Annotated in this window: 18 protein-coding genes; 11 read left to right on the forward strand and 7 right to left on the reverse strand. The window is 62.4% G+C overall.

Annotated elements, in window-relative coordinates; all coding sequences use genetic code 11:
• Nucleotides 1-69: 69 nt before the first annotated feature.
• From ISX93_RS06340 to map, 7 genes are all read right to left on the reverse strand, one after another.
• Complete coding sequence (locus ISX93_RS06340; protein WP_195777871.1) at nt 70-480, reverse strand: SufE family protein; 411 nt, start codon at nt 478-480, stop codon at nt 70-72.
• Nucleotides 477-1,682: an aminotransferase class V-fold PLP-dependent enzyme gene (locus ISX93_RS06345; protein ID WP_195777872.1), complete on the reverse strand. Its 1,206-nt coding sequence runs from the start codon at nt 1,680-1,682 to the stop codon at nt 477-479. The genes ISX93_RS06340 and ISX93_RS06345 overlap by 4 nt, the downstream gene beginning before the upstream one ends.
• 95 nt (nt 1,683-1,777) lie before the next feature.
• Nucleotides 1,778-2,815 carry a 2,3,4,5-tetrahydropyridine-2,6-dicarboxylate N-succinyltransferase gene (gene dapD, locus ISX93_RS06350; protein WP_195777873.1) on the reverse strand — a complete coding sequence of 346 codons (1,038 nt, stop codon included), beginning with the start codon at nt 2,813-2,815 and terminating at the stop codon, nt 1,778-1,780.
• Nucleotides 2,816-2,843: 28 nt separating this feature from the next.
• Complete coding sequence (locus ISX93_RS06355; RefSeq protein ID WP_195777874.1) at nt 2,844-3,191, reverse strand: ArsC family reductase; 348 nt, start codon at nt 3,189-3,191, stop codon at nt 2,844-2,846.
• Nucleotides 3,188-4,390, reverse strand: a complete 1,203-nt coding sequence (gene dapC, locus ISX93_RS06360; RefSeq protein ID WP_195777875.1) for a succinyldiaminopimelate transaminase — start codon at nt 4,388-4,390, stop codon at nt 3,188-3,190. The genes ISX93_RS06355 and dapC overlap by 4 nt, the downstream gene beginning before the upstream one ends.
• Before the next feature lie 33 nt (nt 4,391-4,423).
• On the reverse strand, nt 4,424-7,123 hold the full coding sequence (locus ISX93_RS06365) for a [protein-PII] uridylyltransferase (RefSeq protein WP_195777876.1): 2,700 nt from the start codon (nt 7,121-7,123) through the stop codon (nt 4,424-4,426).
• 14 nt (nt 7,124-7,137) lie between these two features.
• The gene (map, locus tag ISX93_RS06370; protein ID WP_195777877.1) at nt 7,138-7,923 is read right to left on the reverse strand and encodes a type I methionyl aminopeptidase; all 786 of its coding nucleotides are present in this window, start codon (nt 7,921-7,923) and stop codon (nt 7,138-7,140) included.
• Nucleotides 7,924-8,186: 263 nt separating this feature from the next.
• On the opposite strand from map, the gene rpsB reads away from it, so the two are divergent.
• The 11 genes from rpsB (at nt 8,187) to lpxD (ending at nt 19,641) form a co-directional block, all read left to right on the forward strand.
• Complete coding sequence (gene rpsB, locus ISX93_RS06375) at nt 8,187-8,930, forward strand: 30S ribosomal protein S2 (RefSeq protein ID WP_195777878.1); 744 nt, start codon at nt 8,187-8,189, stop codon at nt 8,928-8,930.
• Between the two features lie 126 nt (nt 8,931-9,056).
• Entirely contained in the window at nt 9,057-9,926 is an 870-nt protein-coding gene (tsf, locus tag ISX93_RS06380) for a translation elongation factor Ts (protein ID WP_195777879.1), read from the forward strand.
• A 180-nt stretch (nt 9,927-10,106) separates the two neighbouring features.
• Nucleotides 10,107-10,850: a UMP kinase gene (pyrH, locus tag ISX93_RS06385; protein ID WP_195777880.1), complete on the forward strand. Its 744-nt coding sequence runs from the start codon at nt 10,107-10,109 to the stop codon at nt 10,848-10,850.
• Nucleotides 10,847-11,404, forward strand: coding sequence for a ribosome recycling factor (gene frr, locus ISX93_RS06390; protein WP_195777881.1), 558 nt, complete (start codon nt 10,847-10,849; stop codon nt 11,402-11,404). Before pyrH ends, frr begins: the two co-directional genes overlap by 4 nt.
• Before the next feature lie 14 nt (nt 11,405-11,418).
• Nucleotides 11,419-12,162, forward strand: a complete 744-nt coding sequence (gene uppS / locus ISX93_RS06395; RefSeq protein ID WP_195777882.1) for a polyprenyl diphosphate synthase — start codon at nt 11,419-11,421, stop codon at nt 12,160-12,162.
• Nucleotides 12,156-12,971, forward strand: coding sequence for a phosphatidate cytidylyltransferase (locus tag ISX93_RS06400; RefSeq protein ID WP_195777883.1), 816 nt, complete (start codon nt 12,156-12,158; stop codon nt 12,969-12,971). The genes uppS and ISX93_RS06400 overlap by 7 nt, the downstream gene beginning before the upstream one ends.
• Nucleotides 12,968-14,161, forward strand: coding sequence for a 1-deoxy-D-xylulose-5-phosphate reductoisomerase (gene ispC / locus ISX93_RS06405; RefSeq protein ID WP_195777884.1), 1,194 nt, complete (start codon nt 12,968-12,970; stop codon nt 14,159-14,161). Before ISX93_RS06400 ends, ispC begins: the two co-directional genes overlap by 4 nt.
• A 12-nt stretch (nt 14,162-14,173) precedes the next feature.
• Complete coding sequence (gene rseP / locus ISX93_RS06410) at nt 14,174-15,526, forward strand: sigma E protease regulator RseP (RefSeq protein ID WP_195777885.1); 1,353 nt, start codon at nt 14,174-14,176, stop codon at nt 15,524-15,526.
• A 63-nt stretch (nt 15,527-15,589) separates the two neighbouring features.
• On the forward strand, nt 15,590-18,031 hold the full coding sequence (gene bamA / locus ISX93_RS06415; protein WP_195777886.1) for an outer membrane protein assembly factor BamA: 2,442 nt from the start codon (nt 15,590-15,592) through the stop codon (nt 18,029-18,031).
• A 46-nt stretch (nt 18,032-18,077) separates the two neighbouring features.
• Nucleotides 18,078-18,581 (forward strand): OmpH family outer membrane protein, encoded by a 504-nt coding sequence (locus ISX93_RS06420; protein ID WP_195777887.1) that lies wholly within the window; start codon nt 18,078-18,080, stop codon nt 18,579-18,581.
• 1 nt (nt 18,582) lies between these two features.
• A complete protein-coding gene (lpxD, locus tag ISX93_RS06425) occupies nt 18,583-19,641 on the forward strand; it encodes a UDP-3-O-(3-hydroxymyristoyl)glucosamine N-acyltransferase (protein WP_195777888.1) in 1,059 nt (352 codons plus the stop codon).

Genomic DNA, 19,641 nt, shown 5'->3' on the forward strand with positions numbered 1-19,641 from the left:
AAGCCCAGCAGCGAGGATTGTGCGGGCTTGTAGCGCCGCCATGTCGGGCTTCGCTGCGCTCAACCCAACCTACGAGCCGGCAGACAGTTCGCGCATGCGCTGCAGCACGGCATTCAGGCCATTGCTGCGCGAGGGCGATAACTGCCGGCCGAGGCCCAGCTGGTTGAACCACCCTGGCAGGTCAACCCTGGCCAGTTCGGCTGCACTCATGCCGTTGACCCGCGCCAGCAGCAGCGCCAGCAGGCCGCTGATCAGCCGTGCATCGCTGTTGGCCTTGAATTGCCAGGTGCCGGCGTGCTGCTCGGCGATCAGCCAGACGTTGCTTTCGCAGCCACGGACTCGATTGGCTTCGCTGCGCTGCTCATCATCCAGCGGCTCGAGCCGGGCGCCCCAGGCCAGCAACAGGCGCGCGCGCTGCTCCCAGCCCGGGCAGCTGCGGAAGCTGTCGAGGGCATCGGCGGCTGCCGCGGTGAGGGTCATTGCAGCAACTCCATGGCCTGGTCCAGGGCCGCGAAGAAGCGCTGCAGGTCGGCGCCATCGTTGTACAGGCCGAGCGATACCCGCAGTGCACCGCTGAGGCCGAGTTGCTTGAGTAGCGGCATGGCGCAGTGGTGGCCGTTGCGCAGGCACACGCCCTGTTCGCTGAGCAGGTGGGCGAGGTCGCTGCCATGCATGCCCTCGACGCTGAAGCTGGCCAGCGCCAGCTGTGGCGCACCCAGCAGGCGAAGTCCCGGACGCTGGCGCAAGCCATCCAGCAGGCAGGCATGCAGCGCGCCTTCATGGGCCTGCACGGCGGCGCTGTCCAGTTGCTGCAGGTAGTCGAGGGCCGCGCCGAGCGCCAGCACCGCGCCGATCGCCGGGGTGCCGGCCTCGAAGCCCAGCGGGGCCGGACGGAAGCGCGCCTGCTGGAAATCCGCGTCGAGCACCATCTCGCCGCCAAACTGCCAGTGGCTGAGTCGCTTGGCTGCCGACTGGCGGGCATAGAGCACGCCGACGCCCTCGGCGCTGTACAGCTTGTGGGCCGAGCAGGCGTAGAAGTCGCAGTCCAGCGCCTGCACGTCCGGCCGCGCATGCACCGCGCCCTGGGCGCCGTCGACCACCGTCAGTGCGCCGTGCTGGCGCGCCAGCTGCAGCAGCGCGGCCAGTGGCGTCCAGCGCCCGAGGACATTGGACAGCTGGCTGACGGCCAGCAATCGCGTGCGCGGACCGATCAGTGCGCGGGCCGCGGCCAGGTCTGGATCGCCGCTGGCGTCCAGCGGCAGGACCACCAGCTTGAGCCGGCGACGCTGTGCCAGCTGTTGCCAGGGCAGCAGATTGGCGTGGTGCTCCAGTGCCGTAATGACAATTTCATCGCCGGGCTGAAACTGAGACTCCAGCCCATAGGCCAGCAGGTTGACCGCTTCGGTGGTGCCGCGGGTGAAGATGATTTCACGGCTGTCAGCCGCATTCAGCCAGCCGGCCAGCTGTTCGCGGACCGCCTCGAAGGCGCGGGTGGCACGCTCGCCCGGCAGGTGCTGGGCGCGGTGCACATTGGCCGCGCCGTGGGCATAGTAGTCCGTCAGCCGTTCGAGCACGGCCTGTGGCTTCTGCGCGGTGGCGGCGCTGTCCAGATAGGTCTGGGCTTCCGCTTCGAGAGCCAGGATGCCGGGAAAGTCTGCACGCCAAGGCGAAATCAGGGCCATAAGCCGGACTCTTGGTAGGGTGGATGACGGCGAAGCCTCATCCACCAGGGTGAAGGTGGAAAATCGCGGTGCGAGTTTTCCTCCCTACATTAGGCTCAATTGTGGGCGTGCAGCGCCTCGTTGAGCTCGATCGCGGTCTTGTTGCTCTTGCACTCGACCGCGCCGGTCTGCGAGTTGCGGCGGAACAGCAGGTCGCTCTGGCCGGCCAGTTCGCGGGCCTTGAGCACCTTGACCAACTGGTTCTGCTCGTCGAGCAGGGCGACCTTGGTCCCGGCGGTGATGTACAGGCCCGACTCCACGGTGTTGCGGTCGCCCAGCGGAATGCCGATGCCGGCGTTGGCGCCGATCAGGCAGCCTTCGCCGACCGAAATGATGATGTTGCCGCCGCCCGACAGAGTGCCCATGGTCGAGCAGCCGCCGCCCAGGTCGGAGCCCTTGCCGACGAACACGCCGGCCGAGACGCGGCCTTCGATCATGCCCGGTCCGGCGGTGCCGGCGTTGAAATTGATGAAGCCTTCATGCATCACCGTGGTCGCTTCGCCGACATAGGCGCCCAGGCGCACGCGGGCGGCGTCGGCGATGCGCACGCCGCTCGGTACTACGTAGTCGGTCATTTTCGGGAACTTGTCGACCGAGAACACTTCGATCAGCTGGCCCTGCAGGCGCGCCTGCAGCTGGCGTGCCGGCAACTCGCCGAGGTCGATGGCGCCCTGGCTGGTCCAGGCCACGTTGGGCAGCAGCGCGAAGATCCCGCTCAGGTTGACGCCATGCGGCTTGACCAGCCGATGCGAGAGCAGGTGCAGCTTGAGGTAGGCCTCGGGGGTCGAGGCCGGCGCCGCGTCGGTTTCCAGCAGGGTGGCGACCAGCGGCTTCTGGCTGTGGGTCAGGTGCTCAAGGATTTCTGCCTGGGCCGAGAAACCTGCTGCCTGAACGGATTCAGCGAGTCCGGCAACCAGTCCGACATCCAGCACAAATGTCTGGTTGCCACCCTGATAGCCCAGCTTGCCGGCAATTGCGTGGACCAGTTCACCTGGTGGATTCAGCAGCGGCTGCGGATAGAAGACTTCCAGCCAGTGGCCCTGCAGGTTCTGGGTGCCAACGCCAATGGCCAGGCTGAAGTAGGAGGTGCTCATAGGTAATCCTCGGGTTAAATGCGGAGAGTCAGGAAAAAGCGGCGGCGTACAGTTCCGGCTTGAAGCCGACCAGCGTACGCGGGCCCAGATCCAGTACCGGGCGCTTGATCATCGATGGCTGGGCCAGCATCAGGCTGATGGCCTTGTCCTGGTCGAGGTCGGCCTTGGCCGCATCGTCCAGTTTGCGAAAGGTGGTGCCGGCACGGTTGAGGATGGTTTCCCAGCCATGTTCGCTGCACCATTTGTGCAGGCTGGTGGCGTCGATGCCGCTGACTTTGTAGTCATGGAACTGATAGGCCACACCCTGCTCGTCGAGCCAGTTGCGGGCCTTTTTCATGGTGTCACAGGCCTTGATGCCGTACAGGGTGATGTTCATGCCGGCAGCCCCTTGATGAAGTCGCGGATGCGCTCGGCAGCCTCCACACATTCGGCGAGCGGTGCGACCAGCGCCATGCGGATGCGACCGGCGCCAGGGTTTTCCCCGTTCACTGCGCGCGACAGGTAGGAGCCGGGTACCACGGTGACATGCTGCTGGGCAAACAGCTCGCGGGTGAAGGTGGTGTCGTCGATCGGCGTTCTGGCCCACAGGTAAAAACTGCCGTCCGGGCGCTGCACATCCAGTACCGGCTGCAGGATGGCCAGCACGGCGGCGTACTTGGCGCGATACAGCTCGCGGTTGGCACGCACATGCGCTTCGTCCTGCCAGGCGGCCACGCTGGCCAGCTGCACGTGTACCGGCATGGCACAGCCGTGGTAGGTGCGGTAGAGCAGGAAGGCCTTGAGGATCTCGGCGTCGCCGGCGACGAAGCCGGAACGCAGGCCCGGCAGGTTGGAGCGCTTGGACAGGCTGTGGAACACTACGCAGCGCTTGAAGTCGCTGCGACCCAGCGCGGCGCAGGCGCTGAGCAGGCCGGGCGGCGGGTTTTCCTCGTCAAAGTACAGCTCGCTGTAGCACTCGTCGGCGGCGATCACGAAGTCGTACTGGTCGGCCAGGCCGATCAGTTTTTCCAGGGTTGCCTGTGGAATCAGCGCGCCGGTCGGGTTGCCCGGCGAGCAGAGGAACAGCAGTTGGCAGCGCTGCCAGATCTCGGCCGGGACGGCATCGAAGTCCGGGTTGAAGCCATTTTCGGCCAGGCACGGCAGGTAGTGTGGCTGGGCGCCGGCGAGCAGGGTGGCGCCTTCGTAGATCTGATAGAACGGGTTGGGGCTCACGACCAGGGCATCGGCGCTGCGGTTGACTACGGCCTGGGTGAAGGCGAACAGCGCTTCGCGGGTGCCGTTGACCGGCAGTACATGGCGCGCGGCGTCGAGCCAGCCGGCCGGCACGCCGAAGCGCTGTATGCACCAATCGGCTATCGCCTGGCGCAGGGCCGGGATGCCCAGGGTGGTCGGGTAGACGGCCAGCTGGTCGAGGTTGCGCGCCAGGGCCTGGGCAACGAAGTCCGGCGACTTGTGCTTGGGTTCGCCGATCGACAGGGCGATCGGCGCCTTGTCGGCCGGTGGCCGGACGGCACCGAGCAGTTCGCGGAGTTTCTCGAACGGGTAGGGTTGTAGCTGGTTCAGCGCGTTGTTCATGCGGGGTCCGTGTCAGGCTGGGCAGGTGGATTGTCAGAAGCTGAAGCTGGTAACGGCCGGTGCGCCGTTGGCTTCTTCCAGCTGGCTGATGATGGCTTGCTGCAGGCGCGCGCACTGCGCCGGGTCGGTGAGCGGGCGCTGTTGCGCATCGGTAATGAAGAACACGTCTTCCACGCGCTCGCCGAGGGTGGCGATCTTGGCGTTCTGCAGCGACAGGTCGAACTCGATGAAGATCTGCCCGAGGCGGGCCAGCAGCCCCGGACGATCCGGCGCGATCAGCTCCAGCACGCTGACCTGCCTCGCGGCATCGGTGGAGATGTTCACCTGCGGGGCGAAGGCAAACAGCTTCAGCTGGCGCGGCACGCGGCGCTGGATGATCGCCATGTAGCCTTCCGGGTTCTTCAGCGCCGCGACCAGGCCGTCGCGAATCTGCTGGATGCGCTCGGGGTTGTCACCGATGCAGCGGCCATCGGCATCCAGCACGATGTAGGTGTCGAGGGTGAACTGACTGGTCGAGGTGATGATCCGCGCGTCCTGAATGCTCAGGTTGAGCTGGTCCATCGCGGCTACCGAAACGGCGAAGAAGTCGTGCTGGTCGGGGGCGTAGATGAAGATCTGGGTGGCACCTTCGAGACCGCCTTCGGTGGTTTCGCGAACCAGCACCAGCGGGTCGTTGCCGGCCGGATGGCGGAGGATCGCCGCCGTATGCCAGGCCACGTCTCCGGGGTTGTGACGCAGGAAATAGTCATCGCCAAGCTGGTTCCACAGCTGCTCGGCCTGGTCGGGGTCGACGCCGTTGTCGGCCAGCAGATCGAGGGCGGCAGCCTGGGTGTCGCGGATCTTCTCTTCACGATCCAGCGGGTTGTCCAGGCCGCGCCGCAGCGCCTGCTGGGTCAGGGTGTAGAGCTGGCGCAGCAGGCTGGCGCGCCACGAGTTCCACAGGCTCGGGTTGGTCGCGTTGATGTCGGCGACGGTGAGCACATAGAGATAGTCCAGGCGCGTCTGGTCGCCGACCAGGTTGGCGAAATCGAAGATTACCTGGGGGTCGGAGAGGTCCTTGCGTTGCGCGGTGGTCGACATCACCAGGTGGCTTTGCACCAGCCAGACGATCAGCTTGCTGTCCCAGGCCGGCAGGTTGTGCCGGCGGCAGAAGGCGGCGGCATCGATGGCGCCCAGCGCGGAGTGATCGCCGCCGCGGCCCTTGCCGATATCGTGGTAGAGGCCGGCGATGTAGATCAGCTCGGGCTTGGGCAGGGTCTCCACCAGCTGGCTGGCCAGCGGGAAGCGCTCGGCGACGCCGGTGTGCCTGAACTTGCGCAGGTACTTGATCAAGTTGAGGGTGTGCGCGTCGACCGTATAGATGTGGAACAGGTCGTGCTGCATCTGCCCGACGATATGGCCGAACTCGGGCAGGTAGCGGCCGAGAATGCCGTAGTGGTTCATGCGCCGCAGGTTGCGGTGGATGCCCTCACGGCACTTGAACAGCTCGATGAACAGGCTGGTGTTGCGCAGGTCGCTGCGGAAGTCATCGTTGATCAGGTGCCGGGCATCGCGCAGCAGGCGAATGGTGTCGGCCTGCACCCCGCGAACTTCCGGATGCTGGGCGAGCAGGACGAACACTTCCAGGATGGCGAAGGGGGTGCGCTTGAACACATTGGGGCTGGTCGCCTCCAGGTAGCCATCGCGGACCAGGAAACGACTGTTCAGCGGGGTTGCCGGGCCGGCCTCGCCGGGACGCAGGATGACCTCTTCGAGGTGTTGCATGATCAGGTCGTTCAGCTCGGCGACGGCCATCACCGAGCGGTAATACTTCTGCATCAGGCGCTCAACCGCGAGCTTGTCCGCACCGTCACTGAAGCCCAGCAGGGGTGCAATGCGCCGCTGGTAGTCGAACAGCAGGCGATCCTCGGCGCGGCCGGCAAGCATGTGCAGGGCGTAGCGAACCTTCCACAGGAAGCTCTGCGCGGCGGTCAGCAGGCCGGCCTCGGATTCGATCAGGAAACCCTGGGCGGCCATGGCCTGGAGGTTGAGCGTGCCGAACTGGCGGCGGGCAATCCAGAGGATGGTCTGGATATCGCGCAGGCCGCCGGGCGAGCCTTTCACATTGGGCTCAAGGTTGTATTCGGTGTCGTTGTACTTGGCATGCCGCGCGCGCCGCTCCTTGCGCTTGGCCAGGTAGAACTCCTGGCTCGGCCACATGCGGTCGGGCGCGGTGACCTCCTGCATGCGCTGGCGCAGGCGCTCGGGGCCGGCAATGGTGCGGCTTTCCATCAGGTTGGTGATGACGGTCAGGTCGCTGGCGGCCTCCTCGGCGCACTGTTCGACCGAGCGCACGCTTTGCCCGACTTCCAGGCCGATGTCCCAGAGCAGGGTCAGAAAGCCTTCGATCGGCTGGCGAAACAGCTCCTGGTCGTCATTCTCGAGGAGGATCAGCAGGTCGATGTCGGAGTAGGGGTGCAGTTCGCCGCGGCCATAACCGCCGACTGCCAGCAGGGCGATGTCTGCCGCCGCGCTCCACGCGAACTGCTTCCAGGCTTCGCGCAGGATCTGGTCGACAAACCAGGCACGGTCTTCGATCAGGCGACGAATGTCGCTGCCGGCAATGAAACGTGCATCGAGTACTTCGCGCGCCTGGCGAATGGCCTTCTTGAATGCGCCGATGGGCGAACTCTTGAGGGCCAGCTCCGCCTGGAACTGGCCGCGGTCGAACAGTTCGGGATCAACCTGCGGCATCGGGCAATTCCTTGTCAGGCAGCGGGCGTGCGCGGGAAGCTTTCGTCGCTGCGCAGGGTCAGTACTTCATAGCCGTCGGCGGTGACCAGGATGGTGTGCTCCCACTGCGCCGACAGCTTGCGGTCCTTGGTGATGGCGGTCCAGCCGTCGCCGAGCAGGCGGGTTTCGGCGCGGCCCTGGTTGATCATCGGCTCGATGGTGAAGGTCATGCCTTCCTTGAGCTCGATGCCGGTGCCGGCCCGGCCGTAATGCAGGACCTGCGGCTCTTCGTGGAACACTGCGCCGATGCCGTGGCCGCAGTATTCGCGAACCACCGAGTAGCCGTTCTTCTCGGCATGTTTCTGGATCACTTCGCCGATGTCGCCCAGGCGGGCCCCCGGCCTGACCAGTTCGATGCCTTTATACAGGCACTCCTGGGTGATCCGGCAGAGCTTGTCGGCCCACTCCAGCGGCTTGCCGACGAGGAACATCTTGCTGGTATCGCCGTGGTAACCATCCTTGATCACGGTAATGTCGATATTGAGGATGTCGCCATCCTTGAGCGGCTTGTCATTCGGGATGCCGTGACAGACCACGTGGTTGATCGAGGTGCAGATCGACTTGGGGAAACCCTTGTAGTTGAGCGGGGCCGGAATGGCCTGTTGCACGTTGACGATGTAGTCGTGGCAGAGGCGATCCAGTTCGTCCGTGGTGATCCCGGGCTTGACGTGCTCGCCGATCATGATCAGCACGTCGGCGGCCAGGCGGCCGGCCATGCGCATTTTTTCGATTTCCTCGGGCGTCTTGATGGTGACAGTCATACGGGCTCTCTGGGGCGCACGGGCGCTGGCTGGATGCGGGGGATGGCGATTCTAGCAGACTGCAACAGCCCGATCAGCCTTAACCGATCATCCTTGGCAGGTTTCGTTATCGAGTTGTTTGTGGTATAAAACGCGCCGCTTTACGGGCATAACAGCCGGTGAAGCACTAATCCGCACACGTATCGACACGCTTTCCTGGGTGCCCGCAAGGGTTGGATAGCGGGATGCGTGGAGGCCTAACCCGACTTAATCAAGGAACTACCATGTCCCAAGTCAATATGCGCGATATGCTGAAGGCCGGTGTGCACTTCGGCCACCAGACCCGTTACTGGAACCCGAAAATGGGCAAGTTCATTTTCGGCTCGCGCAACAAGATTCACATCATCAACCTGGAAAAGACCCTGCCGATGTTCAACGAAGCCCTGTCTTTCGTTGAGAAGCTGGCCTCCGGGAAAAACAAGATTCTGTTCGTGGGCACCAAGCGCTCCGCAGCCAAGATCCTCGCCGAAGAGGCCGCACGTTGCGGTTCGCCGTACGTGGATCATCGCTGGTTGGGCGGCATGCTCACCAACTACAAGACCATTCGTGCTTCGGTAAAGCGCCTGCGTGATCTGGAAATCCAGTCGCAGGACGGTACTTTTGCCAAGCTGACCAAGAAAGAAGCGCTGATGCGCACCCGCGACCTGCAGAAGCTCGATCGCAGCCTGGGCGGCATCAAGGACATGGGCGGCCTGCCGGACGCGCTGTTCGTGATCGACGTCGACCACGAGCGCATCGCCATCACCGAAGCCAACAAGCTGGGTATCCCGGTTATCGGCATCGTCGATACCAACAGCAGCCCGGATGGCGTTGACTACATCATCCCCGGCAACGATGACGCCATTCGCGCCATCCAGTTGTACATGGGTGCCATGGCAGACGCGGTGATCCGTGGTCGTGGCAATGTTGCCGGCGGCACCGACGAGTTCGTCGAAGAAACTGCGTCCGAGCAGCAAGCCGAAGGCTAAGGCCGCAACGCCAAGCGTTACCCGTTGCGCAAGAAGGGGGCTAGGCCCCCTTTTTGCCACCTGAGAATTGAGTGTGTCCGTCGCGGCGGCCACGCTGGTTGAAGACCTTTCGAGAGGATTAGCAAGATGGCAGAAATTACTGCAGCCCTGGTTAAAGAACTGCGCGAGCGCACTGGCGAAGGCATGATGGATTGCAAGAAGGCCTTGACCAAGGCTGGTGGCGATATCGAAAAAGCCATTGATGACATGCGTGCTTCCGGCGCCATCAAGGCTGCCAAGAAGGCGGGCAATATTGCTGCTGAAGGCGCTATCGGGGTCAAGGTTGCTGACGATGGAAAGTCGGCAGTGATCATCGAGGTCAACTCGCAGACTGACTTCCTCGCCCTGCAGGACGACTTCAAGGCGTTCGTCAACAGCAGCATTGAAAAAGCCTTTGCCGAGAAGCTGACTGACGCTGCGCCGCTGATCGCTTCCCAGGAATCGGCGCGTGAAGCACTGGTGGCCAAGTGTGGTGAAAACGTCAACATCCGCCGCCTGGCGCGTGCTGAAGGTGATGTGGTCAATGCCTACCTGCACGGCAACAAGATCGGTGTTCTGGTTGTCCTGAAAGGCGGTGACGCTGATCTGGCCAAGGAGATCGCCATGCATGTTGCGGCGAGCAACCCGGAATTCCTGCTGCCTACGCAGGTTTCCGCTGAAGCCATCGAGCGCGAAAAAGCCGTCTTCATGAGCCTCAACGAAGACAAGATCAAGGGCAAGCCGGCCGAAATCGTTGAGAAGATGGTTGGCGGTCGTATCCAGAAGTTCCTGGCTGAAGCCAGCCTGGTCGAGCAAGCCTTCGTGAAAGACCCGGAAATCAAGGTTGGCGCCCTGGCCAAGAAGGCCGGTGCCGAGATCGTTTCCTTCGTGCGCTTCCAGGTAGGCGAAGGCATCGAAAAGCCGGTCGACAACTTCGCTGAAGAAGTGGCTGCGCAGGTCGCTGCAAGCAAGCAGTAAGACGCTTTTACCGCTGGTTCGAAGAGGCTGCCCGCTCACGCGTGCGGCCTCTTTGTCGAAGTGGGGAGGGTGTTTTATCTTTCCCGGCGGTGCATCATGGGCAGCCAGGCAGGCTGCCGGCAGCTGCATTGATGAATGTTCCAGTCACTTTTCAACGTTCGCCACAAGGAGAGATTTGCAATGGCCCAGCCGGGGAGTGGTCGTAAGCCACGCTATAATCGCATTCTGCTCAAGCTCAGTGGTGAGGCCCTGATGGGCTCCGAGGATTTCGGCATCGATCCGAAAGTGCTCGACCGCATGGCGCTTGAGGTCGGGCAGTTGGTGGGGATCGGTGTGCAGGTGGGCCTGGTGGTGGGCGGTGGCAACCTGTTCCGCGGCTCGGCGCTCAGCGCTGCCGGCATGGACCGGGTTACCGGCGACCACATGGGTATGCTGGCCACGGTGATGAACGCCCTGGCCATGCGCGATGCGCTGGAGCGTTCGAATATCCCGGCGCTGGTGATGTCGGCCATTTCCATGGTTGGCGTGACCGACCATTACGACCGGCGCAAGGCCATGCGCCACCTGAAAACCGGCGAGGTGGTGATCTTTGCCGCCGGCACCGGCAACCCGTTCTTCACCACCGACTCGGCCGCCTGCCTGCGCGCCATCGAGATCGATGCCGATGTGGTGCTGAAGGCGACCAAGGTGGATGGCGTGTACACCGCCGACCCGTTCAAGGATCCGCATGCCGAGAAATTCGAGCGCCTCACCTATGACGAGGTGCTGGATCGCAAGCTGGGCGTGATGGACCTCACGGCTATTTGCCTGTGTCGCGACCACAATATGCCGTTGCGCGTGTTCAACATGAACAAGCCCGGCGCCCTGCTGAATATCGTCCTCGGTGGTGCCGAGGGAACCCTGATCGAGGAGAACAAGCAATGATCAACGAGATCAAGAAAGACACCCAGGAACGCATGCAGAAGAGCCTGGAGTCGCTGCTCCATGCCTTCAGTCGCATCCGTACCGGCCAGGCGCACCCGAGCATACTCGGTGGCGTGATGGTGCCGTACTACGGCGCGGACACCCCCTTGAACCAGGTCGCCAACGTGACCGTCAAGGACTCCCGGACCCTGCAGGTAGTGGCGTTCGAGCGCAATATGCTGGCCGCTGTCGACAAGGCGATCCAGAGCTCCGGGCTGGGCTTCAATCCGACCAACCTCGGCGAACTGCTGCTGATCTCCATGCCGGCGCTGACCGAGGAAACCCGCAAGGGCTTCACCAAGCAGGCGCGTGATGCGGCAGAAGATGGCCGGGTGGCGGTACGCAATATTCGCCGCGATGCGCTGAGCCAGTTGAAGGATCTGGTCAAGGAAAAAGAAATCAGCGAGGACGAAGAGCGCCGCGCCGCCGATGATATCCAGAAGCTGACGGACAAGTTCGTGGCGGAAATCGAAGTGGCGGTAAAGCAGAAAGAAGCGGATCTGATGGCCGTTTGACGGTCACTGCCGACATGAAGAAGCCTGAAACGCCCGCTGTGCCACGGCATGTTGCGATCATCATGGATGGCAACAATCGCTGGGCCAAGCGGCGCATGCTCCCCGGCGTGGCCGGCCACAAGGCCGGCGTGAGTGCCGTGCGCGCGGTGATCAAGACCTGTGCCGAGGCGGGCGTCGAGGTGCTGACCCTGTTCGCATTCTCCAGCGAGAACTGGCAGCGTCCCGCCGACGAGGTGAGCGCGCTGATGGAGCTGTTTCTCCTGGCGTTGCGCCGTGAGGCGCGCAAGCTTAATGACAACGGCATCCAGTTGCGCATCATTGGCGACCGCTCGCGCTTTCATCCCGAATTGCAGGCTGCCATGCAGCAGGCCGAGGCGCTGACGGCGAAGAATACCCGCTTTGTCTTGCAGGTTGCGGCCAACTACGGAGGCCAGTGGGACATCGTGCAGGCGGCACAGCAGCTGGCCAGGCGTGTCCAGCGCGGCGAGTTGCAGCCCGACGGGATTACCGCGGAGAACCTGCAGGCTTGCCTGATGGGCGCGGATTTGCCGCTGCCGGACTTGTGCATTCGCACCGGCGGCGAGCATCGCATCAGTAACTTCCTGCTGTGGCAGCTGGCCTATGCCGAGCTGTACTTTTCCGAGCTGTTCTGGCCGGACTTCAAACAAGAAGCCATGCGCGCCGCGCTGGCTGACTATGCCAGCCGGCAACGGCGCTTTGGCATGACCAGCGAACAGGTAGAGGGCAAGACATGCTGAAGCAACGGATCATCACGGCGCTGCTGCTATTGCCCATCGCACTGGGTGGTTTCTTTTTGCTGGAAGGTCTGCAGTTCGCGCTGTTTATTGGCGCAGTGATCACCCTGGGTGCCTGGGAGTGGGCGCGGCTGGCTGGCTTTGACGGTCAGCCGCAGCGTTGCCTGTTCGCGGCGCTGGCCGCGCTGCTGTGCGCTGGGTTGTTCCTGAATCCGGGGCTGGCCTGGCCATTGCTGGGGCTGGCCATTGCCTGGTGGCTGGTGGCCACGCTGCTGGTGCTCAGCTATCCGCGCAGCAGTCAGCTATGGGCTGCGCGCCCGGTGCGGCTGCTGATTGGCCTGCTGGTTCTGTTGCCGGCCTGGCAGGGGCTGGTAGTCCTCAAGCAGATGCCGCAGGGCAATGGCCTGATTCTGGCGGTGATGGTGCTGGTCTGGGCGGCGGATATCGGCGCCTATTTCGCCGGTCGGGCCTTCGGCAAGCGCAAGCTGGCGCCGCAGGTCAGTCCGGGGAAAAGCTGGGAAGGGGTGTTTGGCGGCATGCTGCTGTGCCTGCTGCTGGCCACTGCTCTGGGCCTCTACCAGCATTGGCCGCTCGGCCAGTTGACAGGCGCCCTGCTGGGCACCGTGGTGCTGGTACTGATATCAGTGGTAGGTGATCTCAACGAGAGCATGTTCAAGCGCCAGGCCGGGGTGAAGGACAGCAGCAACCTGCTGCCCGGGCATGGCGGCATCCTGGACCGGATCGACAGCCTGACCGCTGCCATTCCACTGTTCGCCGTGCTGCTGTGGCTGGCGGGCTGGGGCACCCGGTGACACAGGTGCAGCAGGTTACGGTGCTGGGTGCGACCGGCTCGATTGGCCGCAGTACGCTTGACGTGCTGGCGCGCCATCCGCAGCGTTATCAGGCTTTCGCGCTCACCGGCTTCACCCGCCTGGCGGAGCTGGAAGCGCTGTGCCTGCAGCATCGTCCACGCTTTGCGGTGACCCCGGACGCGGACTCCGCACGCCACCTGCAAGGCGGGCTGAAGGCTGCCGGGCTGGACACGCGCGTGCTGTTCGGTGCCGCGGGGCTGTGCGAAGTGTCGGCGCATCCGCAAGTCGATACGGTGATGGCGGCCATTGTCGGGGCTGCCGGTCTGGCGCCGACACTGGCAGCGGTGACCGCGGGCAAGCGCATCCTGCTGGCCAACAAGGAGGCGCTGGTGATGTCCGGCGCCCTGTTCATGCAGGCGGTGCGCAACAGCGGCAGTGTATTGTTGCCGATCGACAGCGAGCACAACGCGATCTTCCAGTGCCTGCCGCTGGATTACGCACGAGGCCTGGGGGCCGTGGGTGTGCGACGCATCCTGCTGACGGCGTCTGGCGGACCTTTCCGGGAAACGCCGTTGCAGGAGCTGGCGCAGGTTACTCCCGAGCAGGCTTGCGCCCACCCGAACTGGTCGATGGGGCGCAAGATCTCGGTGGATTCGGCGAGCATGATGAACAAGGGCCTGGAGCTGATCGAGGCCTGCTGGCTGTTCGATGCCCGGCCGTCCCAGGTCGAAGTGGTGATTCATCCGCAGAGCGTCATTCATTCGCTGGTCGATTACGTGGATGGTTCGGTTCTGGCACAGCTGGGCAATCCGGATATGCGCACGCCGATCGCACACGCACTGGCCTGGCCGGAACGGGTTGACTCGGGGGTGACGGCGCTGGATCTGTTCAAGGTGGCCCGGCTGGATTTTCAGCCGCCGGATCAGCAGCGTTTTCCGTGCCTGCGCCTGGCGCGGCAGGTGGCCGAGTCCGGGGGCAACGCTGCCGCCATGCTCAATGCGGCCAACGAGGTCGCCGTGGCCGCCTTCCTTGAGCGGCGCCTGGGGTTTACCGATATTCCGCGGTTGATCGAGGAGGTGCTGAACCGTGAACCGGTTTTGCCTGTCGAAAACCTCGAAGATGTCATGGCGGCGGACCGCAGCGCGCGCAATGTCGCGACAGCGTGGCTGGGCCGGCATGCGCAAAAGTAGCCGAGGAAATCCATGAGCGCGCTCTATATGCTGTTTGGCACCCTGATTGCGTTGGGTGTGCTGGTTACTTTTCACGAGTTTGGCCACTTCTGGGTGGCCCGGCGCTGCGGTGTCAAAGTTTTGCGTTTTTCCATCGGCTTCGGCCTGCCGTTATTCAGTTGGCGTGATCGGCTGGACACGGAATATGTGATTGCGGCCATTCCCCTGGGTGGCTACGTGAAAATGCTCGACGAGCGCGAGGCAGAGGTGCCGCCCGAGCTGCTTGGACAAGCCTTCAATCGCAAGTCGCTTGGTCAGCGTGCCGCCATTGTGGCTGCCGGGCCGGTTGCAAATTTCATTCTCGCGCTGTTGTTTTTCTGGGTGATCGCCCTGCTCGGCAGCCAGCAGGTACGTCCGGTTGTGGGCGAGATTGCCCCTGCCAGCCCGGCAGCACTGGCAGGGTTGCAGCCTGGCGAGGAGTTCCTCGCGGTCAACGGCGAGCCGACCGGTGACTGGTCTGCGGTCAATCTGCAGTTGGTGCGTCATCTTGGCGAAAGCACAACGCTCGAGTTGACGCTGCGTCAGCCGGATTCGTCGCTGGAAGTGCAGCGTCCACTGGCGGTCAAGAACTGGCTCAAGGGGGCTGAGGATCCTGATCCGATCAGTGCGCTGGGCATTGTTCCCTGGCGGCCAACAATAAGCAGCGTGATTTCCGAGCTGGATCCGGCTGGCCCGGCGGCGGCGGCGGGCTTGCAGGCCGGCGACCGGTTGCTCGCCCTGGATGGCGAGGATGTAAGTGACTGGCAAAAACTGGTGGCGCGGGTGCGTGACTTGCCCGGCAAGACAGTCGCCCTGACATTCGAGCGCAGCGGCCAGGTAGAACAAATGCAGGTGCATCTGTCCGCAAAGGCTGAGGGTGGCCAGTTTGCAGGCTATCTGGGGGCTGGGGTGACTGCGCCGGAATGGCCAGCCGACATGCTGCGCGAAGTGAGCTATGGGCCGCTGGAGGCTATTGGGCAGGCGCTGGGCAAGACCTGGGCCATGAGCGTGCTGACGCTGGATTCGCTGAAAAAGATGCTGCTGGGCGAGCTCTCGGTAAAAAACTTGAGTGGCCCGATAACCATTGCTAAAGTGGCGGGCGCTACTGCCGAGTCCGGGTTGGGCGAGTTCCTGAACTTCCTGGCCTATCTGAGTATCAGTCTGGGTGTCCTTAATCTGCTGCCGGTTCCGATTCTGGATGGCGGACATCTCATGTTTTACCTGGTTGAATGGGTTCGTGGTCGGCCATTGTCCGAGCGTCTGCAAGCCCTTGGCATGCAGATGGGAATTGCATTAGTCGTGGCTTTGATGGTGCTGGCGCTGGTAAATGATGTAGGACGCCTCTGATCAAGGGCTTCCTTTAATGCTGGTTCATCGGTTTTCTAATTTATTGTTGGTAAAAAGGACTTCATGAAACGCCTGCTCCTAATTGCGTTGCTCTCCATTTTCATGACTGGTGCGGCTTACGCCGAGTCCTTCACGATTTCCGACATCCGCGTCAATGGCCTGCAGCGCGTATCTGCCGGCAGCGTGTTCGGTGCCCTGCCGCTCAATGTCGGCGATCAGGTCGATGATCAGAGCCTGGTGGATGCCACGCGGGCCCTGTTCAAGACCGGATTCTTTCAGGATATCCAGCTGGGTCGGGATGGCAATATCCTGATTGTCAGCGTGGTCGAACGCCCCTCGATCTCCAGTATCAAGATTGAGGGTAACAAGGCCATTACCACCGAAGACCTGCTCAAGGGGCTGGAAAAGTCCGGCCTGGCAGAAGGTGAAATATTCCAGCGTGCCACCCTCGAAGGCGTGCGCAACGAGTTGCTGCGCCAGTATGTGGCGCAGGGCCGCTATTCGGCCGAAATCGAGACCGAAGCCCTGCCGCAGCCACGCAACCGGGTGGCGGTAAAGATCACCATCCATGAAGGCACAGTTGCCACCATCAAGCAGATCAACGTGGTGGGCAATACAGTGTTTCCCGAGGAGGACCTCAGCGCCCTGTTCGAGCTGAAAACCACCGGATGGCTATCGTTCTTCAGCAGTGATGACAAGTATTCCCGCGAAAAGCTTTCCGGTGACCTGGAAAGATTGCGCTCGTACTATCTGGACCGTGGCTATATCAACATGGATATCACCTCCACGCAGGTATCCATTACGCCGGACAAGGAAAGCGTCTATGTCACCGTCAATATCGATGAGGGTGCCAAGTTCACCGTCAGCGAGGTAAAACTCAGCGGTGACATCAAGGTGCCCGAGGAGGAAATCCGTGCCCTGCTGCTGGTTCAGCCGGGCCAGGTCTTCTCGCGCAAGATCATGACCACGACGTCCGAGCTGATTACCCGTCGCCTGGGTAACGATGGCTATACCTTTGCCAACGTCAACGGGGTGCCGCAACCCGATGAGCAGGCCCACACCGTGGTCGTGACCTTTGTGGTCGATCCGCGCAAGCGCGCCTACGTCAATCGCATCAGCTTCCGCGGCAACACCAAGACTGAAGATGAAGTGCTGCGCCGTGAAATGCGCCAGATGGAGGGTGGCTGGGCATCGACTTACCAGATCGATCAATCCAAGCTGCGCCTAGAACGACTGGGCTTCTTCAAGGAAGTCAATGTGGAAACCCCGCAGGTTCCCGGCAGCGACGATCTGGTTGACGTGAATTACAGCGTTGAAGAGCAGCCCTCCGGCTCGATTACCGCCAGCGTGGGTTTTGCCCAGGACGCCGGTCTTATCCTGGGTGGCGCAATCACCCAGAACAACTTCCTCGGTACCGGTAACCGGGTGAGCTTTGGCCTGAGCCGCAGCGAATACCAGAGCAGTTACAACCTGGGGTTTGTCGACCCGTACTGGACCATGGACGGGGTCAGCCTTGGCTACAACCTGTTCTACAACACCACCGACTACGACGAAGCGGATTACGATGTCACCAGTTACTCGGTGGATACCCTGGGCGCGGGGATGAGCATTGGCTACCCGATCAGCGAGACCTCCTCGCTGAATTACGGGTTGGTAATCTCGCAGGACTCGCTGAACAGCGGCACCTATACGGTTCCCGCCATCCTGGAATTCATGGAAGCCAATGGTGGCAGTGCCGACACGGCCGACTTCACCAACCTGAAGGCTTCCATCGGCTGGGGCGAGTCCACGCTGAACCGCGGGATTCTGCCCAACCGCGGTTATTCGCAGAGCCTGTCCCTGCAGGCCGCAGTGCCTGGCGCCAGCGATCTGGAGTTCTACAAGCTCGACTACCGTGGCCAGCATTTCACTCCGACCAGCAAGCAGACCGCCCTGCGCCTGCACACCGAGCTGGGCTACGGCGATGGCTTCGGCGGTACCGACGGCTTGCCGTTCTATGAAAACTACTTTGCCGGCGGTATCAGTTCGGTGCGTGGTTTCCGCAGTGGCTCGCTCGGGCCGCGCGCGGTGGCCAGCCTGGCATATCCTTATGCACCCGGTGGCGCCAACCAGATGCCTAACTATGATCCGGTTACAGGCTATTACCAGTGCAACCCGGAGACTGGCATCTGTACCGACCCAGATCAGGATGACCAGCCGTTTGGCGGCAATGTGCTGATAACCGGCGGTGTCGACTTCCTCTTTCCCCTGCCGTTCATCAAGGATCAGAGCAGTCTGCGCACCGTCGCGTTTGTCGATGCGGGCAATGTATTCAGCTCCAATTGCGGCGATTTCGTGGTTGACTGCAACAGCCCGAGCCTGGGCGATCTGGCGGTTTCCGCCGGCGTTGGGCTGACCTGGATTACCGCCATGGGTCCGCTGGGCTTTGCTATTGCTACCCCGATCAAGGAACCGGACAACAGTGATCCGCAGTTCTTCCAGTTCACCCTTGGTCAGACCTTCTGATCGGGTTTATTCATCACGATTATCGTGTGTGTCGCAGGAGTGCATTGTGCGTAAGTTGACCCAGCTGGTTCTGCTCGGTATTGCCCTGGTAGCCATGCCAGCATTTGCCGAGATGAAGATTGCAGTTCTGAATTATCAGATGGCACTGCTCGAATCGAATGCCGCAAAAAAATATACCGTGGATGCCGAAAAGAAATTTGGTCCGCAGCTTACCCGTCTGAAAAAGCTGGAGACCGATGCCAAGGGCATTCAGGACAAGCTGGTCAAGGGCGGTGACAAGATGGCGCAGGCCGACCGTGAGCGGCTTGAGCTCGAGTTCAAGCAAAAGGCCCGTGACTTTCAGTTCCAGTCGAAAGAGCTGAACGAAGCCAAGGCCATCGCCGATCGGGAAATGCTGAAGAATCTGAAACCCAAGCTGGACAAGGCAGTCGAGCAGGTGCTGAAGGAAGGCGCCTACGATCTGGTGCTCGAGCGTGGTGCCGTGGTGGATGTCAAGCCGCAATACGACATTACGCGCAAGGTCATCGAGCTGATGAACAAGCAGGGCTGAGATGACGGCTCCGGTGTTTACCCTTGGCCAGCTCGCAGAGCGGCTTTGCGCAAGCCTGTCTGGTGATGCCACGCTGAGTATCACCGGTCTCGCTGCGTTGCAGGAGGCTGGGGCCGGGCAATTGAGCTTTCTGGCGAACCCGCAGTACCGAAAATACCTTGCAACTACCCAGGCAGCCGCTGTTCTGTTGACGGTGGCAGATGCCGAGGGGTTCACCGGCAATGCGCTGGTGGTAGCCAATCCTTATCTGGCCTACGGGCAGCTTTCCCATCTGTTCGATCGCAAGCCACGCGCGCCTGCCGGAGTCCATCCGAGCGCGGTCATCGCGCCGGACGCATTGGTCGACAGCACCGCCAGCATCGGTCCTGGTGTCGTCATCGAATCCGCGGCGCAGATCGCTGCCGGGGTGACCATCGGTGCCCATTGCGTGATCGGCGCCCGCAGCCAGATTGGCGCGAATGGCTGGCTGGCTCCCCGCGTGACCCTGTATCACGACGTGCGCATCGGTCAGCGTGTAGTGATCCAGTCAGGCGCGGTGATCGGTGGTGAAGGCTTTGGCTTTGCCAACGAAAACGGCGTCTGGCAGAAAATTGCCCAGATTGGCGGCGTCTGCATCGGTGATGATGTGGAAATCGGCGCCAACACGACCATTGACCGTGGCGCGCTGGCTGACACCCTGATTGGCAACGGGGTGAAGCTCGACAATCAAATCATGATCGCGCATAACGTTCAGGTAGGTGATCACACGGCCATGGCTGGCTGCGTCGGCATATCCGGCAGTACCAAGATCGGCAAGCACTGCATGATCGCCGGCGGCGTTGGCATGGTTGGACACATCGAGGTCTGCGATAACGTCTTCGTGACCGGCATGACCATGGTGACCCGTTCGATCAGTGAGCCGGGCGCCTATTCTTCCGGCACGGCGATGCAGCCAGCGGCTGAATGGAAGAAGAGTGTGACCCGTCTGCGTCACCTGGATGATCTCGCTCGGCGCCTGCAGCAGTTGGAGAAGCGCGTGGCCGCGGTGACCCCGCCCGCTGATGTTTCATCTGATGCATAG

Source organism: Pseudomonas sp. N040, assembly GCF_015637705.1.
GTDB lineage: Bacteria > Pseudomonadota > Gammaproteobacteria > Pseudomonadales > Pseudomonadaceae > Aquipseudomonas.